This window comes from Paraburkholderia sp. IW21, assembly GCF_041321145.1.
In the GTDB taxonomy this organism is placed as follows: Bacteria; Pseudomonadota; Gammaproteobacteria; order Burkholderiales; family Burkholderiaceae; genus Paraburkholderia.
The window spans coordinates 97,584-113,079 of the sequence record NZ_JBGGWA010000005.1 but is presented as its reverse complement, the minus strand read 5'-3'; the positions used below and the strand labels follow the sequence as shown (position 1 = coordinate 113,079).

Below are 15,496 nucleotides of genomic sequence, written 5' to 3'. Positions count from 1 at the left end.
TCCATGAATTCGATAGACGGCAAGATCATCATGATTACCGGGGCGAGCAGCGGCATCGGCGAAGCGACAGCCAGACGGCTGGCCCAGCAGGGTGCCAAACTTGTGTTGGCCGCTCGCCGCGCGGATCGCCTCAAGCATCTGGCGGAGCAACTTGGCGGCGAGGCCAACGTGCTGTGGGCCGCCACGGACGTCACGCAATCTGCCGACCTGCAACAACTCGCGGAGAGGGGGCGCGAGCGGTTTGGCCGCGTCGACGTGCTCGTCAACAATGCCGGGGTCATGCCCGTCTCGATGATCTCGCAAGGTTGCGTAGACGACTGGAACCGCATGATCGATGTGAATATCAAGGGCGTGCTGTATGGCATTCACGCGGTGCTTGGCGGCATGCTGGAGCGGGGCTCGGGGCACGTGATCAATATTTCGTCGGTGGCGGGATTGACGGTGGGGCCAGGTGGCGCTGTCTATTCGGCGACCAAATTCGCGGTTCGAGCGATCAGCGAGGGTTTGCGTCAGGAATGTGCGGGCAAAGTACGCGTGACCTCGATCTGCCCAGGCCTCGTTGCGAGCGAACTCACCGACAGCATCACGGTGCCGGCGTTTCGGGAGCGCGCGCAAAAACTGTTCGAGGGCGCGATGTCGCCTGACGTGATCGCCGACGCCATTGTCTATGCGATAGAGCAACCGGAACATGTTGCGGTCAATGAGATCGTCGTGCGGCCGCTGTCGCAAAGTTTTTGACGCGGTGAATGACTGGCGGCATGAGAACAAGGTACCTATGGCAGTCGATCAGCACTACAATGCATTAGCCGGACACCGCTGTGGATTGCGTCGATAAGGACGCGTTCAATCGAATCAGCAGTGCTTCGTTTTTCCGCATTATGTGCCGCTTAACCATGCCTTCGACACTTACCGATACTGCCGCGCCTTCCACGTGCGCGGCATCTTCCTCGCCCTCGCGCAAACGGGCCACGCTCGGCCGTCTGCTGAGAGAGGCACGTCGCGCATTTTCGGAAAAGGGTCTCGCGGGTGCTCGTGTGGACGATATCGCCCGGGCGGCGGGGGTGACCAAGCAGCTCGTTTATCACTATTTCAGCAGCAAGGAACAGTTGTTCGCCAGCGTGCTCGACGAATCCGCGCAAGACGTGCTCGCCGATCTGCTGGCGCTCGAACTCGATCACCTGCCGCCGGTAGAGGCATTGCGGGTTTTTCTGCAGCACGCGATCGATCAATACCGGCTCGATCCGACGCTCGGCGCATTGGCGCAGGAAAGCCTGCGCTTTCACGAACACAACACGCATTCCGTCGAACGCAACCGTTTCGTCGATCTGGCGCCCGCGCTGGTCGCGCAGATGGAGCGCATCCTTCAGCGTGGCGCGGCGAGCGGCGAATTCCGTGAAGGCGTGGATGCGCCCATGTTCTACGCCGCGTGCGCGCTGCTGACTACCGGCGGCTTTACCAATCACTACACCGTGTCCGCGGTCGCGGGCTTTGATACGACGTCTTCCGTGGGCGCAACGGCATGGCGTGAATTTTCGGTGGACTTCGTGCTTTCCACGTTGCTTGTGAGCGGCCGGCCACTGCTGAAGCGGCCGGCTTTGACGGCTTTAGCAGACCCCCCACGCGGCAAGAACCGCCATCACGAAGCCTGATTGGGTCGTGCCGCGCCGCTCGGCTTTGCCGAGGTAGCGTTGCACGCGTCGCGCGGCAATGCGGCCTGGCATGCCGTTCACGCCGCCGCCCGGATGAATGCCGGCGCCCCCGAAGTACAAACCGCGTACCGGCAGCGTCGCACCACCCAGCCCATATGCAGGCCGGAATTTATTCGAACGCATCGTGCTGGTGTCGATATGCACCACGCAGCCGTTGATGGTGTTCAGCCGCTGCGAGAAGTCTGGCGCAGCCTCCATGCGGCGGCCAATCTCAAACTCTTTCAGGCCGTCTACGTACTCGCTTGCCTGATCGATCACCTGCTGCGTCACGCGTTCGCGAATCGCCTCCCAGCCTTCGCGTGGCTGGGCCGGCATGGCAGGCGGGTAGAGATACACCGTGTCCTGTCCGGCAGGCGCCTGTGACGGGTCGACCGCGCTCGGCGCGGCGATTGTCAGGTAGGGCAAGGTGGGGACTTCTCCACGCGCCGAAGCACGGAAGTTTTCCAGCACGGCTTCCGTGGTGCCGATCAGCAAGCAGGTCTTGCGCAAATCGAGACCGTCGCCGCGTTTAACCTCGAAGCGCTTGAGCGATATCTGCCCGCGCAAAGCCATGTCGACCTTCAGCGGCGACGCGCCGTGCGCATTGGCCGGTGCATGGGCCATACGTGTCAACAGGCGCTTTTCGACCCGGCCGGGCGTCACGAGGTCGAGCGCGACTTTCGGATGGCAGCTTGCGATGACGGCGTGTGCATGGAACGTGCGGCCGTCAGCGAGGCGTACGCCTCGCGCCGCGTATTCGTCGGTGATGATCTCCGCGACGCTTGCCGAGGTCATCACCTCACCGCCGAGTTCCCGCAGGCGCGCGGCCATTGCGTTGGACAAAGTCTGCATGCCGCCCACCACGCGGCCCACGCCGAAGCGGTGCAAAAAGCCGAGCAACGCGTAATAGATGCCACTGCCGTCAGCCGTAATGGACCCGGCGAGGCCGGTCAGGCAACACATCGCGGAGATCGTCACCGGGTGTTCGAAATGTTCCTGTGCGGCCTGATAGGCCGAGCCGGTGAGCAGCGCCATCAGTTCGGGTTTGAGCTTGCGATTGCGAAGTGCCGCCTTGAAGGCCTCGAATTTCGCGCCGAGATTTTTATCCGCCGGATCGACGCGCATCATCGGAATTGCCATGTCGATGAAGGCGAACACGACTTTGATGAAGGAGAGAAATGCGTCGGCGTCTTTCGGGCTATAGCGGCGAATTTCGGCCGCGGTCTTCTCCGGATCCCGCCAGAACACCAGCGAGGTGCCGTCCGGATGCAAATAGACGTAACCCGGCGTCAGTTCGATCTGACGGAAGCCGTGCCGTTCGAGCTGTAACTCGGCGGGCACGCGTGGATGCACTCGCATCGACATCATGTCGAGTGCACACGGATGAACCATATGCTGTGGCGCACCTTCCAGCAGATAGCCCGATGAAGCCATGCCGCCCACCTTGTCGAGCGCTTCCAGCACCAGCACTTTCTTTCCGGCCGCGGCGAGATAACAGCCTGCGGATAGCCCGTTGTGGCCGCCGCCGACGATCAATGCGTCATAAGCCTCTTCTGTTGCCATGTGTCTCCATCCTTTTTGTTGTCAGGGTGCATGGGCGTTTGCGTCGATCGCAGTGCGCGCCTTTTGTCTTGCCTCTTCGCCTTAAGTGGATCACAATCTGCAAATCTGTTCAATATAATGCGCTGACCATGGGTCAAACGGTTATCAGGCTGATCCCTAAGTCCGCGTACCGAATATCAATGATGGAGACAGGCATGAGCACACCCGCCGCAGCAACTTCGCTCGAGAGCGCCTTCGCCGGCGTCGCGGACAACTACAAAGGCAGCGACGTCGATCTGCACGCAATTTATCGTGACATGCGCCGCAATTCGCCTGTCATCGCCGAAGACTTCATGGCGCGCCTCGGTGTCCCGAACATTGCCGGCCTCGACGCAAACCGGCCCACGTTTACGCTGTTCAAGTATAAGGATGTGATGTCGGTGTTGCGCAACGCCACTCAGTTTACGAGCGGCTTTATCGCTGAAGGACTCGGCGCGTTTTTCGACGGCCTGATCCTGACCGGCATGGACGGCGAAGCGCATCGCCGCGCGCGTTCGTTGTTGCAGCCGGTCTTCATGCCCGACGTGGTGAACCGTTGGCGCGACACGAAGATGGCGCCGATTGTGCGCAGCGAATATATCGAGCCAATGGTGCCGAAGCGCCGCGCTGATCTGATGGATTTCGGCCTACATTTTCCGATCCGTTTGATCTATTCGCTGATCGGTTTCCCGGATAACCGCCCTGAGCAGATCGAACAGTACGCGGCATGGGCGCTGGCGATTCTGGCCGGCCCGCAAGTCGATGCGGAAAAGGCTGCTCAGGCGCGCAAAGCTGCGATGGAGGCTGCCCAGGCGCTCTATGACGCGGTCAAGCTCGAAGTAGCCGAAGTGCGCAGGAACGGAGCGCAAGGCGACGACCTGATTTGCCGCCTGATTCGTGCGGAGTACGAAGGGCGCTCTCTGGATGACCACGAAGTGGCGACTTTCGTGCGCTCATTACTGCCGGCGGCTGGTGAGACCACCACGCGCACGTTCGGCTCGCTGATGGTGGCGCTGCTTGAGCGGCCCGAACTCCTCGAGCGGGTGCGTGCTGATCGCAGCCTCGTGCCGAAGGCGATCGACGAGGCAGTGCGCTTCGAGCCGGTCGCGACCTTCAAGGTGCGCCAGGCGGCGCAGGACACAGAGATCGGCGGCTTCAGCATTCCGAAGGGTGCGATGGTGCAATGTATCGTGTCGTCGGCGAATCGCGATGAGGACGTGTTCGAGAACAGCGAGAGCTTCGATATCGATCGCAAGCTCAAACCGTCGTTCGGGTTCGGTTTTGGTCCGCATATGTGCATCGGGCAGTTCATCGCCAAGGTCGAACTCGCGGTGGCGGTGAATACGATCCTCGACTTGCTGCCGAACCTGCGGCTTGACCCGGATATGCCGAAACCGCAAATCGTCGGTGCCCAATTGCGCGGGCCGCACGCGTTGCATGTGATCTGGGATTGAGAAACGGAGCCGGCGGTGGTTTGAAAAAAGGCGACCCGCAGTGTCGCCTTTTTAACCGCTGAAGCGATCCTCGCTCAGATCTGCGAGGCGGGAAGATGCACGACGAGACCGTCGAGTTCCTGAGTCATGGTCAGCATGCATGACAACCGGCTATTTGCCCGGCGCGGCTCGGCGGTGCTGTCGAGCATCGCGTCTTCCATATCGTCGATGGGTGGCAATCTGTCTTGCCACGCTTCTTCGACAAACACGTGGCAGGTGCAGCATTGGCATGCACCGCCACAGTCCCCGCTGATTCCCGCAATGTTGCGTTCGAGCGCGCTTTGCATCACCGTCGCACCAATGGCCGCGTCGACGTCGGTACGCGTGCCGTCGTGCATGATATATGAGAGTTTGGGCATGGCCGTTTCCTGTATGGCGCGATTGACGCGCCGGTTTTCGATTCGCGTGGGGTCTGCATGCAAGGGGAATGCAGACCTATAGCGACCGGCTGATGATTTCCTTCATGATTTCCGACGTGCCACCGTAAATTCGCGCCACCCGCGCATCCACCCATGCCTTGCCGATGCGGTACTCGCTCATATAGCCGTATCCGCCGTGCAATTGCAGCATTTCGTCGAGCAGCTTGCCTTGCAATTCGGAGCCGACCAGTTTGCACATTGCGCCGACTTCGGCGGTCAGTTCGCCGCGCATTGCGCGGCCGAGGCAGTCGTCGACGAATGCGCGCAGCATGGTGGCTTGCGCCTTGACTTCGGCCAGCTTGAAGCGTGTGTTCTGAAAGTCGAACACGGGTTTGCCGAATACGCGCCGGTCGCGGGTGTACTGGATGGTTTCCTCGAGCAACGCCTCGATCGAGGCCGCCGCGCGAATCCCGATAATGGTGCGTTCCCATGCGAGCTGATGGGTCAGATAGCCGAAACCTTTGTCTTCTTCACCGAGCCGGTTGCCGGCCGGCACGCGCACGTTGTCGAAAAAGAGTTCGGACGTATCCTGTCCTTTGAGGCCGATTTTCTCCAACAACTTGCCTTTGGAAAAACCCTCTGTATCTTCTTCGACGCAGATCAGCGTGAGATCGCGCGATTGCGGGTCGAGCTTGGTAGCCGTGACGATCAGGCCGGCGTTACCGCCGTTAGTGATAAACGTCTTCTGCCCGTTGATGACGTAATGATCGCTTTCACGCCGCGCGCCGGTACGCATCGAGCGCAGATCGCTGCCGATGCCAGGCTCGCTCATCGCGATCACGCCGATCAGTTCGCCGCTCGCCATGCGCGGCAGCCAGCGCTGTTTCTGTTCTTCGCTGCCATACGCGACGAGGTAGGGCGCGACGATCTCCGAGTGTGTCGTAAAGCCGATGGCTGTGGCATTGACACGTGCCAGTTCCTCGATCATCACCGCGGAATGGCCGAAGTCGCCGCCGCTGCCGCCATACTCTTCGGGCACGGTTGAACACAGCAGGCCAATCTCGCCGGCTTTGCGCCACAGCGATTTCGGCACGATGCCAGCCCGTTCCCACGCGTGCAGATTCGGCACGATCTCGGTTTCGATAAAGCGCCGGGCCTGCTCGCGAAATAGTTCGTGGTCTTCCCTGAAAACGGTCCGCATAGTCATGTCCTGCGATTGTCGCTCTGCATTTGGGTGGGGTGGATGGGTCTATATGCGTGGCTGATTCGCGCGGTCATCTGTCCATGTAGCGCGGCGGCCGTTTGTCAAGAAATGCGTTGACCGCTTCCAGATGATCTTCAGTGTGATGTGCGAGCGCCTGATAGGCGGCGGACAACTCCAGCAAGGAATCGAGCCGCATATGCTGGCCCTCGCGCAAGAGCCGTTTGGTCAGACGCAGTGCATGCGATGGGTTGGCTGCGATGCGCTGTGCCACGGCTTGGGAATGCGCGACCAGCGTTTCGGCGGCGACAACCTCGGCCACGAGGCCCCATTCGAGCGCTTTGACCGCATCGATCGTGTCGCCGGTGAACGACATCACGCTTGCACGCTGCATTCCGATCACGCGCGGCAGCAGCCATGCGCCGCCATCGCCCGGGACGATGCCGACTTTCACGAAGCTCTCGGCGAAGAGCGCCTTGTCCGAGGCGATGCGAATGTCGCACATGCAGGCAAGATCGAGCCCCGCACCGATCGCCGGACCATTGATTGCCGCGATCACCGGCACGTCGAGCTCGTACAGCGCGAGCGGGATGCGCTGGATCGTATTGCGGTAGCTGTCGCGCACTTCGTGCGGCGAACCAGCGAAGATGCCGCCGCGATCGCGCATGTCTTTCACGTTGCCGCCGGCGCAAAACGCACTGCCGGCGCCCGTCAATACGAGCGCTTTGATGGTGTGATCACGGCGTACCTGCTGGCATAGATCGACCAGCTCATCCATTTGCGCGGGGTCGGACAGAGCGTTGCGCGTTTCAGGACGGTTCAGCCACACGGTCAGTACGGCGCCGTCTCGTTCGACATCGAGAAAAGATTCGTTCATGCCGCGACTCCTCGCAGCGGTGCCGCCGCAATGGGCCGATCGAGCGGTGCGAGGCGCCCAGCGGTCAGCGCCGGCCACAATTCTGCGGAGCCGGCGGCACACACGGCGGCGCCCAGCCGTTGCGCCCACACGGTCGCGTTGCCAAATTCACTGCGCCATGACCACAGCCGCCGGGTCGAGTGATGCAGTGCATGTTCATGAGTGAAGCCGATTGCGCCATGGACGGTATGCGCCGCTGACGCCGCGAAGCTTGCCGCCTCGGCGCTGCACACTTTGGCTGCGGCGATTGGCAGCGTGGCGAAGCCGCACGCGCCGTCGAGCGATGCGCTGAATGCGCACTCCGCGGCCACCGCTGCCGCCGCGGCATGTTGGGAGAGGACGGCGATCTGTTGCTGCAGCGCCTGGAATGCGCCGATCGGTTTGCCGAACTGCACACGTTCGGTGGCGTAGAGAATCGTCAGGTCGAGCACCGCTTGTAAGGCGCCTGCAATCTGGGCGCTGCGCAACATCGCCGCGCCCAGCTGCAGCGCGTCGGCTTGCAGATCGGCAGGCAAGGGCACGCAGCTTACGCAGGCGGTGCGCTCGAAATGCAGATCGTCGCGTGGCTCGCCCGCGGTGTTCAGGCGCAATGTTGTTCGCGCATCAGCCGTGTCGAGCAGCACCAGGGTCGGTTCCTTGCCCGCGGTGATCGCAACAACGTGACTGGTGTGACGGCCCCAGGGCACGTCTGGTAACGTGCCGCTCACGCGCCCCTGTTGCAGTGTCACCGAGCCGCCCCCCGCGATGCCGAGCGGCGCGTTGATTGCTTCAAGCCCGCATTCGCCAAGCAGCGCATTGGCCAACAGCGTTTCGGCGAGCGGCAAGGGCAGGTTGTGACGACCTGCCGCGCGCACTACGACGAACAGGTCGGCCCAGCTCGCGCCGGCGCCCCCCTGAGCTTCTGCAGCGGCCGCTACGGCAAAACCAGATTCTTCAATGGCGCTCCATAAGGGGCCCGGCCAGGCGCCTGCTTCACTGTCGCGCAGCACCTCGGGAGTGACGGTGTCGCCGAGCAGACGCTCGATAGTGGATTCGAAAATTTCTCTCATGACGATTACCGCAGTCCAAGTCCGCGCGCGATGATGCCGCGCAGGATTTCACGCGTGCCGCCGCGCAGGGAAAAGGAGGGTGCCATCTGCATCAGATAGGCGAGTACTTGTGCATGGTCGCTGCCGCCGCCGGTGCTGGGCAGCGTATCGAGCAGCAATTGCGCGACTTCGGGAATCTCCTGCTCGAAGGTCGTGCCGAGATCCTTGACGCACGATGCGGCCCACGCGGGGTTTTGCCCGGCCGCAAGTTCCGCCGTGACCGACAGCGACATGTGCCGCAACGTGAAGAGCCGCGCTGTCAGCCTGCCGATCTCGCGTGCCTGCAAGGCATCGGGGCGGCGGCCGATCGCATCGATCAGCGTATGCAGCAACGCGATGCTGCTGAGAAAACGCTCGGGACCGCTGCGCTCGAAGGCGAGTTCAGCGGTGACCTGGTCCCACCCCTGGCCTTCGGTGCCAACCAGTGCATCGGCGTCGAGTTGGACGTCGTCGAAGAACACTTCATTGAAATGCTCGCCGCCGGCCAGGTCGCGGATCGGGCGGATCGTGACGCCTGGCGCTTTCAGGTCGATGATGAACTGCGACATACCTTCATGCCGTGCGCTGGATTTTTCACCGGTGCGCACAAGCGCGATCATGTAGTGCGAGTAATGCGCGTTGGTGGTCCACAGTTTGTGGCCGTTGAGCAGCCAGCCGTTGCCCTTGCGTTCGGCACGCGTGCGGATCGACGCGAGGTCCGAACCGGAATTCGGCTCGCTCATGCCGATGCAAAAATAGCTTTCGCCGCGGCAGATCGCCGGCAGATAGCGTTCGCGCTGTGCTTCGGTGCCGTAGCGCAGAAGCAGCGGGCCGCTCTGGCGATCGGCGATCCAGTGCGCCGAGACGGGCGCGCCCGCCGCGAGCAGTTCTTCGATCACGACATAGCGCGCAAACGGGCCGGCCTCGCTGCCGCCATAGCGTTTGGGCAACGCCATACCGAGCCAGCCACGTCGGCCGAGTTCGCGGCTGAACGCGGGATCGGCGCCCATCCACGATTCGGCACGCTTAAGCGGCGAGCGCGTTTGCAAGGTATCTGCGAGGAACGCGCGCACCTGCTCGCGCAGCGGCTCGGCGTCGGAGGGAAGGCTGTGATAGCGAAAAGCGGTAGCGGACATAGTTCGGGTGGGACCCAGGGAGCGGGCATTGGGTCGCGCCGTTCATGGCCGTGGATGTCGAGCGCGTTACGCAGGCCACATCGGCCTGCATAGCTCGCCTGAACCACGAGGCCGATATGTGCGGCGCGGTCCAGCCTGTGTTGCAGACGCCGCGGCGACGTGCTGCCGCGGCGTGAGTGGGCCGCTTTACAGCGCGGCCTGTGCGTCGGCGGCTGCGAACATCCGGTTGATGTCACCGGAGGTCACGGGCTTGTTCGGATCGCGCACCGGCGCGGCGCCGCCCATGCCGAGCGCGGGCTCGATGCTCACGTGCTTCGCTTGGGCACGCAGCGCACCGACCGTGCAGTTCTCACGGCCGAGGATCGGGAACGGGTCGTAGGAGAACTCGCGCATCGCATTCAGGTGAGTGATCTTGTTGATCACTTCGTCGGACACGCCTTGCGCCTGCGCCTGTTGCCAGAACACGTCGGCGGAATTCGGCCATGTGCAGTCGGAGTGCGGGTAGTCGCATTCCCAGGTGACCTTGTCGAGGTTGATCGAATCGAGGTTCTTCAGGCCGAACTGATCTTCGATGAAGCAGGTGATGATGTGCTGGTTGAAGATATCGCTCGGCATCTTGCCGCCGAAGTTCGACATGGTCCACGCGTGATGGTGACGGTGCGTGAAGTCTGCACGTTCCAGCAGATACGGAATCCAGCCGATGCCGCCTTCCGAGAGCGCCATGCGCAGCGTCGGGTATTTCTTCCACATCGGCCCCCAGATCCAGTCGGCCGCTGAATTGGCGATCGAGATCGGCATGGAGGTGATCCATGCGTCGATCGGCGATTCGTCGGAGGCGTGGTCGGCTTTCGCGCCGGTGCCGATATGGCAGCAGATCACCACGTTGTTGTCCGCACAGGCTTTGTAGACCGGATCCCAATGGTCGTTATGGATCGACGGGTAGCCGTGAAGCGAGGGGTTGTCCGAGAGCGAAAGGGCGTGCACGCCTTGTTTGGCCATCCGTTCGATTTCGGCCGCGGCGGCTTGCGGATCCCACCATGGCGCGATCATCAACGGCATGAAGCGGCCCGGTGCGGCATTGCACCAGTCGTGCAGATGCCAGTCGTTGTAGGCCTGGATGGCTGCGAGCGAGACGCCGCGATCTTCATAGGCCTGAAAGCGCTGACCCGCAAAGCCGGGGAAAGTCGGAAAGCACAGCGAGCCGAGCACGCCGTTGGCATTCATATCGTCGACGCGGGCTTTGATGTCCCAGGTGCCGCGGCGCATGTGTTCGTAGCCGAGCGGTTCCATGCCGTACTCTTCTTTCGGGCGGCCCACGACGGAATTGAGGCCCATGTAGCCGGTGGCCTTTTCTTCGAATTCCCAAACATCGCGGCCACTGCGTTGCACGACCTTAGGTTCGCGGCCCTTGTATTTGGCGGGCATGTGGCGTGTGAAAGCGTTAGGCGGCTCGATCGCGTGATCGTCTACGCTGACGAGAATGAGGTCTTCCAGTTTCATCGGGGGTCCCCGTAGTGAAGGGCTCACCTGCGATTCGGCGAGCTGGGTTTGGAGCGAGTTGGTACTGAGATAGTAGATAACAAGTTGAACACAATCAACGATAATGTTCATTTACATCCCCTCAATGAGGTGTTTTTAGGGTTTACAGGGAGAAGGGAGAGGGGATTTTTGCGCGCGGCCCACGCTCTCCACTCGCTACGCGGCGTAGCGCCTGGTTGAGTTTCCGTGCGGAGCGTGCCGTCCGGGACGAAGGCGGTCCAGGGGCGACGCGAACCCCTTCATTTCGTGCAAATGTGGATTGATATTTCGAAGGGGAATGCCGACGCGTCAAGCGAGTGCCGGCGACGCAGAGGCGGGCCGGCGTGCCGAACCAAATGCTGTGAGAAAACGCTAATGCTTCGGGCGTACAGAAAATGCGCCCGAATGAGCAGAAAAAATCAGAACAGGACTGACTCCAACCGATGAGCAAGGTCGCGGACAGCCTCGCCGAGCGCATCTACTTGCGCCTCTCCTCGATCACCCCGAATCATGACCGTAGAGACGGTAAACGCGATGTTATCGCTCTTGTCGCAGACAGCCGCGGCAATCGCCATCACGCCCGTCGCAAAGTATCCGTCATCGCTGGCCCAGCCACGTCGGCGCGCGCGATTCACCTCGCGCACATAGGTCTCGAGCGAGATGGGTCGCGCCCAGCGTAACTGTTCGAATTCATCCCGCAACTGCTCATCGGTAAGTCCGAGGCGCGCCGCAAACAGGCGTCCGCTGGCGCCCATCAGAATGGGCAATCGCTGGCCGGCCGGCATATCGATGTGCAAATCGGTCGGACTCGATTCGGAACTCACCAACACGATCCGGTCCGCGCCGAGCCGGCGCCACAAGGTCACGGTGACGCCGAACTCCGCTGCAAGATCCTGCATCAGCGGCGCAGCCAACTGCAGCCGCTGCCCCTGGGTCACTAGCTGCTCCACGAGCCGTGCCAGCCCGAGGCCTGCCGAATACGTCTTCGACAGGGCATTGAAATCGACCACGTCCTCCGCAACGAGCGTGCGCAGGATGTTAAAGCAGGTACTCGGATTGATCGACAGATGCCGCGCGATGTCCGCAGCTCGTTCCGGCGCACCTGTCTGCGTGAGGTAACGCAGGATACGGATTGCGTTCGCAACGGGCTTCACTGTTACCGCGCTCGTTGCGCCACGGCTTTTCGGCGCCTGATCAGCAGAGCGGCGCGCCACGTTCGCTCGGGTTCCTACGGACTCGCTTATAGCAGTGTTCTTCTTTGTCGTCATGGGTGGCGGTCTCTTGGTTGCCGTCCGGGCACGGGCAACGTGCCGTTCATTTTCTATCCTCGCCCGTAAGAAACGCGGTGCCAAAGCGTGTTCACGGTGTTCCAGAATCGTTCTACAGACAGAGATTGTATTCTGTAGTGAGAATAGTCCCGGTGCAAAGCCTTTGTTCATAGTGGCTTACCCGATCAAACCGGCGCGACCGCCGATTCGCTCATCTACGATCAAAAACCTTCGCAAGCACTTGCAGCCAGGGTCAACCCGAACCATAAAATAAACACATTTAAAAAATCTGTGCATATAATTTCTCGAAACGGCCTTGACTGGCCACGCGTCCAAAGGAGGAGACATGAGTTCGGAAATCAAGGCATCAGTGATGCTGCGGGTAAGCGCCGATCGGAGCCGCTGCTGCGGTTATGGCCTATGCGCGCAACTGTGTCCGCAGGTCTATAAGCTCGACGAGAACGGCCTCGTCTATCTCGAGGCGGAGACGATTCCCATCGAACTCGAGGCTGACGCGCGCGAAGGCGCGGCCGCCTGTCCCGCTGAGGCACTCAGCGTCGAAGCGATTGCCGGCTGAGCCAACGGGGGAACGCTTCATATGGGAAGGCTCGAAGGAAAGGTGGCGCTGATCAGCGGTACTGGCGGCGGCCAGGGCAGGGCAGCCGCACTGCGCTTCGCACGTGAAGGTGCCAGGGTATTCGGCTGTGATCTGAACGCGGCGGCACAGCAGGAAACCATCGCACTGCTGCGCGACGAGGGTCTCGATATGGCGGGCGCGGGTAGCGTCGATCTGGGCGATCCGCAAGGGGCCCAGGCGTGGATCGAAGACGCGGTCGCCACCTATGGCCGCATCGACATTCTGTACAACAACGCATCGGCGGCACGCTTTGGTCCGATCAGCGAGATGTCGGTGGACGACTGGCGTTACACGCTGCGCAATGAACTGGACATTGTGTTCTATCCGACGCGCTTTGCCTGGCGTCATCTCGCGGTGCACGGCGGCGTGATCGTCAATATCTCGTCGGTGGCGGCTTGGGGCGCTTCGGCGGCCACCGGCATTGGTGCGCATTCGGCTGCCAAGGCTGGCGTGATCGCTCTGACGCGGCAACTCGCGGTGGAAGGCGTCAAGCATCGGATTCGCGCCGTGAGCATCAGCCCGGGTGTGGTCGTCACACCCGGCACCAAACCGTTCCTCGATAACCCGGCCACGCGTTCCATGCTGCTCGCCGGCATCCCGATGGAACGCGCGGGCGAAGCGGAAGAAATCGTCGCCACAGCGTTGTTTGTGGCATCGGACGAGGCTTCGTACATCACCGGCACCGACATCGTCGTGGACGGCGGTATGCTCGCGCTCTAATGGCGCCGCGCATACCTGAAAGAGCACATTATCAGGAGACGTCGTGGATATTATCGGCATCGGCTACCTCGGCTTCGAGACGGCCAACATGGATGAGTGGCGCACCTACGGGCCTGAAGTATTGGGTTTGCAAATCGGCACATCACCAGAAGCGGATCGCGATTCGCTGTATTTCCGGATGGACGACCGGCGCCACCGCTTTGCGTTTCATCCCGGCAAGGTCGACCGGCTTGCATATATCGGTTGGGAAGCGCGCGGCAAGCTCGAATTTCAGGCGGCTGTCGCGCGGCTGCGCGAAGCAGGTGTCGAAGTGACTCAGGGCGACGCGGAACTGCGTGGCGTGCGCGACGTGGTGCGTTTTCGCGATCCGGTCGGCTATCAGCATGAACTGTTCTACTCGCAGAAATGGATGCCGCGCTCGTTCATTCCAGGCCGTCCGCACGGTGGCTTCAATGCCGGCGCGCGAGGTCTCGGTCACATCGTGGTGATCACGCCAGAGTTTCCGCCGGAACTCGAACACTTCCTGACCGTGGTGATGGGTTTTCACTACTACGGCGCGGGAGCGGGCAAGGGCAAGACCGCGTTCTATCGCTCGAAACTGAACACCAGTACGAGTCACGACATTGCATACGGGCTCGGGCCGAACAAGATGGGCATTCAGCACATCGGGCTCTTCGTGAACAATCTGCGCGACGTGGGCGAGACCTACGACATCGTCAAGCAGCGCAAGCTGCCGATGATGATGACGCTCGGCCAGCATACGCAAGACCCGCACGTGTCGTTCTATCACTTCTCGCCGGGCGGTTTCGCGTTCGAAATCATCACCGAACTCGAACCCTGGCACGGTGACGGCTTCGAGTTGAATCCGGAAAAACTGAGCACGTGGGGTCACGAGCTGGTCGGCCCGATGCTCGGGCCGAGCGTGCGCGCGCCCGAAGAAGTGATGGATGCCGAGGGTCTTGCGATTCTCGCCGCCAGACGTCGGTTGGCCTAGCCATGAAGCTAGCGAGAGTCCGCGACGCGGCGGGCGAGTGTTTCTGGGCTCAGGTCGATGAAAGCGCGCGCGAAGTGCAGCGCATTCGCGCGCCATTCGAAGTGTGGGCGCCGAGGGTCGCGAGCCAGGGCTGCGCGGCGCTCGAACTCGATGCGCGCCGCCTGCCGCTCGCCGAGTTGGAGCTGTGTCCACCGGTGAATCCCGGGGCGCGCGTGTTCGGCGTCGGTCTGAACTACCTGTCGCATCTGGTGCGGCTCGGCCGCAAGCAGGCGCCGCCGCATACGCTTGCTTATATCAAACCGGCGTCAGCGCTCGTTCCGCCTGGCGGTGAGATTCAGTATCCCGCCGTGACGAATCAGCTCGACTACGAAGTCGAACTGGTGGCGGTCGTCGCGCGTGCGTTCGGCGACGAACCGCAGGCAAGCGCCTGTCTGCTCGGCTATACGGTTGGCAACGACATCAGTGCGCGCGATGCGGGCAAGCAACTCGGTTCGCTTGATCTGTTCACGCAGAAGGCGCTGGATAACACCGCGCCAATCGGCCCCTGGATCACTACACTCGATGAGTTTGGCGGCCCGGGCCAGCCCTGCGTGACGTTGAGCTTGCGTATCAACGGCGAGGAGCGTCAGCACGATAACACCAGCCAGATGATTTTTCCGGTCGACGAATTGCTGAACTATGTCGATGCACGTATCGCGCTACGGCCGGGTGACCTGGTCTTTACCGGCTCGACATGCGGCGTAGGGCTCGAAGACGGCCGCTTCCTGCAGCCAGGGGACGTGATTGAAGCGCAGATCGAGCGTATCGGCGTGTTGCGTAACCGGATCGGGGCGAAGCGGGTGCTCTCGCCGATGCGTGCAATTGGCCGGTTGGGGCGCGGTGAATAGGCAAGCGCAGTTGCCAGGCGGATCAGCCAGG

Annotated in this window: 15 protein-coding genes; 7 read left to right on the top strand and 8 right to left on the bottom strand. The window is 61.9% G+C overall.

Annotation, left to right across the window (positions count from 1 at the left end; translation table 11 throughout):
• The first annotated feature begins 3 nt into the window (after positions 1-3).
• Together ACAX43_RS13695 and ACAX43_RS13690 are read left to right on the top strand one after the other, a co-directional pair.
• Positions 4-738 (top strand): SDR family oxidoreductase, encoded by a 735-nt coding sequence (locus tag ACAX43_RS13695; RefSeq protein WP_370708934.1) that lies wholly within the window; start codon positions 4-6, stop codon positions 736-738.
• Positions 739-893: 155 nt separating this feature from the next.
• On the top strand, positions 894-1,649 hold the full coding sequence (locus ACAX43_RS13690; RefSeq protein ID WP_370708933.1) for a TetR/AcrR family transcriptional regulator: 756 nt from the start codon (positions 894-896) through the stop codon (positions 1,647-1,649).
• On the opposite strand, the gene ACAX43_RS13685 is transcribed toward ACAX43_RS13690, so the two are convergent.
• The gene (locus tag ACAX43_RS13685) at positions 1,605-3,251 is read right to left on the bottom strand and encodes a phytoene desaturase family protein (protein WP_370708932.1); all 1,647 of its coding nucleotides are present in this window, start codon (positions 3,249-3,251) and stop codon (positions 1,605-1,607) included. The genes ACAX43_RS13690 and ACAX43_RS13685 overlap by 45 nt on opposite strands.
• A 194-nt stretch (positions 3,252-3,445) precedes the next feature.
• Between ACAX43_RS13685 and ACAX43_RS13680 the strand changes: the two genes are divergently transcribed.
• Positions 3,446-4,723, top strand: a complete 1,278-nt coding sequence (locus ACAX43_RS13680; RefSeq protein ID WP_370708931.1) for a cytochrome P450 — start codon at positions 3,446-3,448, stop codon at positions 4,721-4,723.
• A 74-nt stretch (positions 4,724-4,797) separates the two neighbouring features.
• On the opposite strand, the gene ACAX43_RS13675 is transcribed toward ACAX43_RS13680, so the two are convergent.
• The 7 genes from ACAX43_RS13675 to ACAX43_RS13645 form a co-directional block, all read right to left on the bottom strand.
• The gene (locus ACAX43_RS13675) at positions 4,798-5,121 is read right to left on the bottom strand and encodes a 2Fe-2S iron-sulfur cluster-binding protein (RefSeq protein WP_370708930.1); all 324 of its coding nucleotides are present in this window, start codon (positions 5,119-5,121) and stop codon (positions 4,798-4,800) included.
• Positions 5,122-5,197: 76 nt separating this feature from the next.
• Positions 5,198-6,322: an acyl-CoA dehydrogenase family protein gene (locus ACAX43_RS13670; RefSeq protein WP_370708929.1), complete on the bottom strand. Its 1,125-nt coding sequence runs from the start codon at positions 6,320-6,322 to the stop codon at positions 5,198-5,200.
• Positions 6,323-6,395: 73 nt separating this feature from the next.
• Positions 6,396-7,199, bottom strand: coding sequence for a crotonase/enoyl-CoA hydratase family protein (locus ACAX43_RS13665; protein ID WP_370708928.1), 804 nt, complete (start codon positions 7,197-7,199; stop codon positions 6,396-6,398).
• Positions 7,196-8,287: an acyl-CoA dehydrogenase family protein gene (locus ACAX43_RS13660; RefSeq protein ID WP_370708927.1), complete on the bottom strand. Its 1,092-nt coding sequence runs from the start codon at positions 8,285-8,287 to the stop codon at positions 7,196-7,198. The genes ACAX43_RS13665 and ACAX43_RS13660 overlap by 4 nt, the downstream gene beginning before the upstream one ends.
• A gap of 5 nt (positions 8,288-8,292) precedes the next feature.
• Positions 8,293-9,441 (bottom strand): acyl-CoA dehydrogenase family protein, encoded by a 1,149-nt coding sequence (locus tag ACAX43_RS13655; protein WP_370708926.1) that lies wholly within the window; start codon positions 9,439-9,441, stop codon positions 8,293-8,295.
• A 186-nt stretch (positions 9,442-9,627) separates the two neighbouring features.
• A complete protein-coding gene (locus tag ACAX43_RS13650; protein ID WP_370708925.1) occupies positions 9,628-10,941 on the bottom strand; it encodes an amidohydrolase family protein in 1,314 nt (437 codons plus the stop codon).
• A 437-nt stretch (positions 10,942-11,378) separates the two neighbouring features.
• Positions 11,379-12,113 (bottom strand): IclR family transcriptional regulator, encoded by a 735-nt coding sequence (locus ACAX43_RS13645; RefSeq protein WP_254074361.1) that lies wholly within the window; start codon positions 12,111-12,113, stop codon positions 11,379-11,381.
• A 460-nt stretch (positions 12,114-12,573) separates the two neighbouring features.
• Between ACAX43_RS13645 and ACAX43_RS13640 the strand changes: the two genes are divergently transcribed.
• The 4 genes from ACAX43_RS13640 to ACAX43_RS13625 are packed head-to-tail and all read left to right on the top strand — an operon-like array spanning position 12,574 to position 15,465.
• A complete protein-coding gene (locus ACAX43_RS13640) occupies positions 12,574-12,804 on the top strand; it encodes a ferredoxin (protein WP_370708924.1) in 231 nt (76 codons plus the stop codon).
• Between the two features lie 21 nt (positions 12,805-12,825).
• A complete protein-coding gene (locus ACAX43_RS13635) occupies positions 12,826-13,584 on the top strand; it encodes an SDR family NAD(P)-dependent oxidoreductase (protein WP_370708923.1) in 759 nt (252 codons plus the stop codon).
• 43 nt (positions 13,585-13,627) lie between these two features.
• Positions 13,628-14,578 (top strand): VOC family protein, encoded by a 951-nt coding sequence (locus ACAX43_RS13630; RefSeq protein WP_370708922.1) that lies wholly within the window; start codon positions 13,628-13,630, stop codon positions 14,576-14,578.
• Between the two features lie 2 nt (positions 14,579-14,580).
• Entirely contained in the window at positions 14,581-15,465 is an 885-nt protein-coding gene (locus ACAX43_RS13625) for a fumarylacetoacetate hydrolase family protein (RefSeq protein ID WP_370708921.1), read from the top strand.
• Positions 15,466-15,496 lie beyond the last annotated feature (31 nt).

Excerpts from the sequence above, each read along its gene's own strand:
- ACAX43_RS13695 (WP_370708934.1), top strand. The coding sequence starts at position 4 with ATGAATTCGATAGACGGCAAGATCATCATGATTACCGGGGCGAGCAGC.
- ACAX43_RS13635 (WP_370708923.1), top strand. The coding sequence starts at position 12,826 with ATGGGAAGGCTCGAAGGAAAGGTGGCGCTGATCAGCGGTACTGGCGGC.
- ACAX43_RS13690 (WP_370708933.1), top strand. The coding sequence starts at position 894 with ATGCCTTCGACACTTACCGATACTGCCGCGCCTTCCACGTGCGCGGCA.
- ACAX43_RS13675 (WP_370708930.1), bottom strand. The coding sequence starts at position 5,121 with ATGCCCAAACTCTCATATATCATGCACGACGGCACGCGTACCGACGTC.
- ACAX43_RS13660 (WP_370708927.1), bottom strand. The coding sequence starts at position 8,287 with ATGAGAGAAATTTTCGAATCCACTATCGAGCGTCTGCTCGGCGACACC.
- ACAX43_RS13685 (WP_370708932.1), bottom strand. The coding sequence starts at position 3,251 with ATGGCAACAGAAGAGGCTTATGACGCATTGATCGTCGGCGGCGGCCAC.
- ACAX43_RS13640 (WP_370708924.1), top strand. The coding sequence starts at position 12,574 with ATGAGTTCGGAAATCAAGGCATCAGTGATGCTGCGGGTAAGCGCCGAT.
- ACAX43_RS13655 (WP_370708926.1), bottom strand. The coding sequence starts at position 9,441 with ATGTCCGCTACCGCTTTTCGCTATCACAGCCTTCCCTCCGACGCCGAG.
- ACAX43_RS13670 (WP_370708929.1), bottom strand. The coding sequence starts at position 6,322 with ATGCGGACCGTTTTCAGGGAAGACCACGAACTATTTCGCGAGCAGGCC.
- ACAX43_RS13680 (WP_370708931.1), top strand. The coding sequence starts at position 3,446 with ATGAGCACACCCGCCGCAGCAACTTCGCTCGAGAGCGCCTTCGCCGGC.
- ACAX43_RS13625 (WP_370708921.1), top strand. The coding sequence starts at position 14,581 with ATGAAGCTAGCGAGAGTCCGCGACGCGGCGGGCGAGTGTTTCTGGGCT.
- ACAX43_RS13665 (WP_370708928.1), bottom strand. The coding sequence starts at position 7,199 with ATGAACGAATCTTTTCTCGATGTCGAACGAGACGGCGCCGTACTGACC.
- ACAX43_RS13650 (WP_370708925.1), bottom strand. The coding sequence starts at position 10,941 with ATGAAACTGGAAGACCTCATTCTCGTCAGCGTAGACGATCACGCGATC.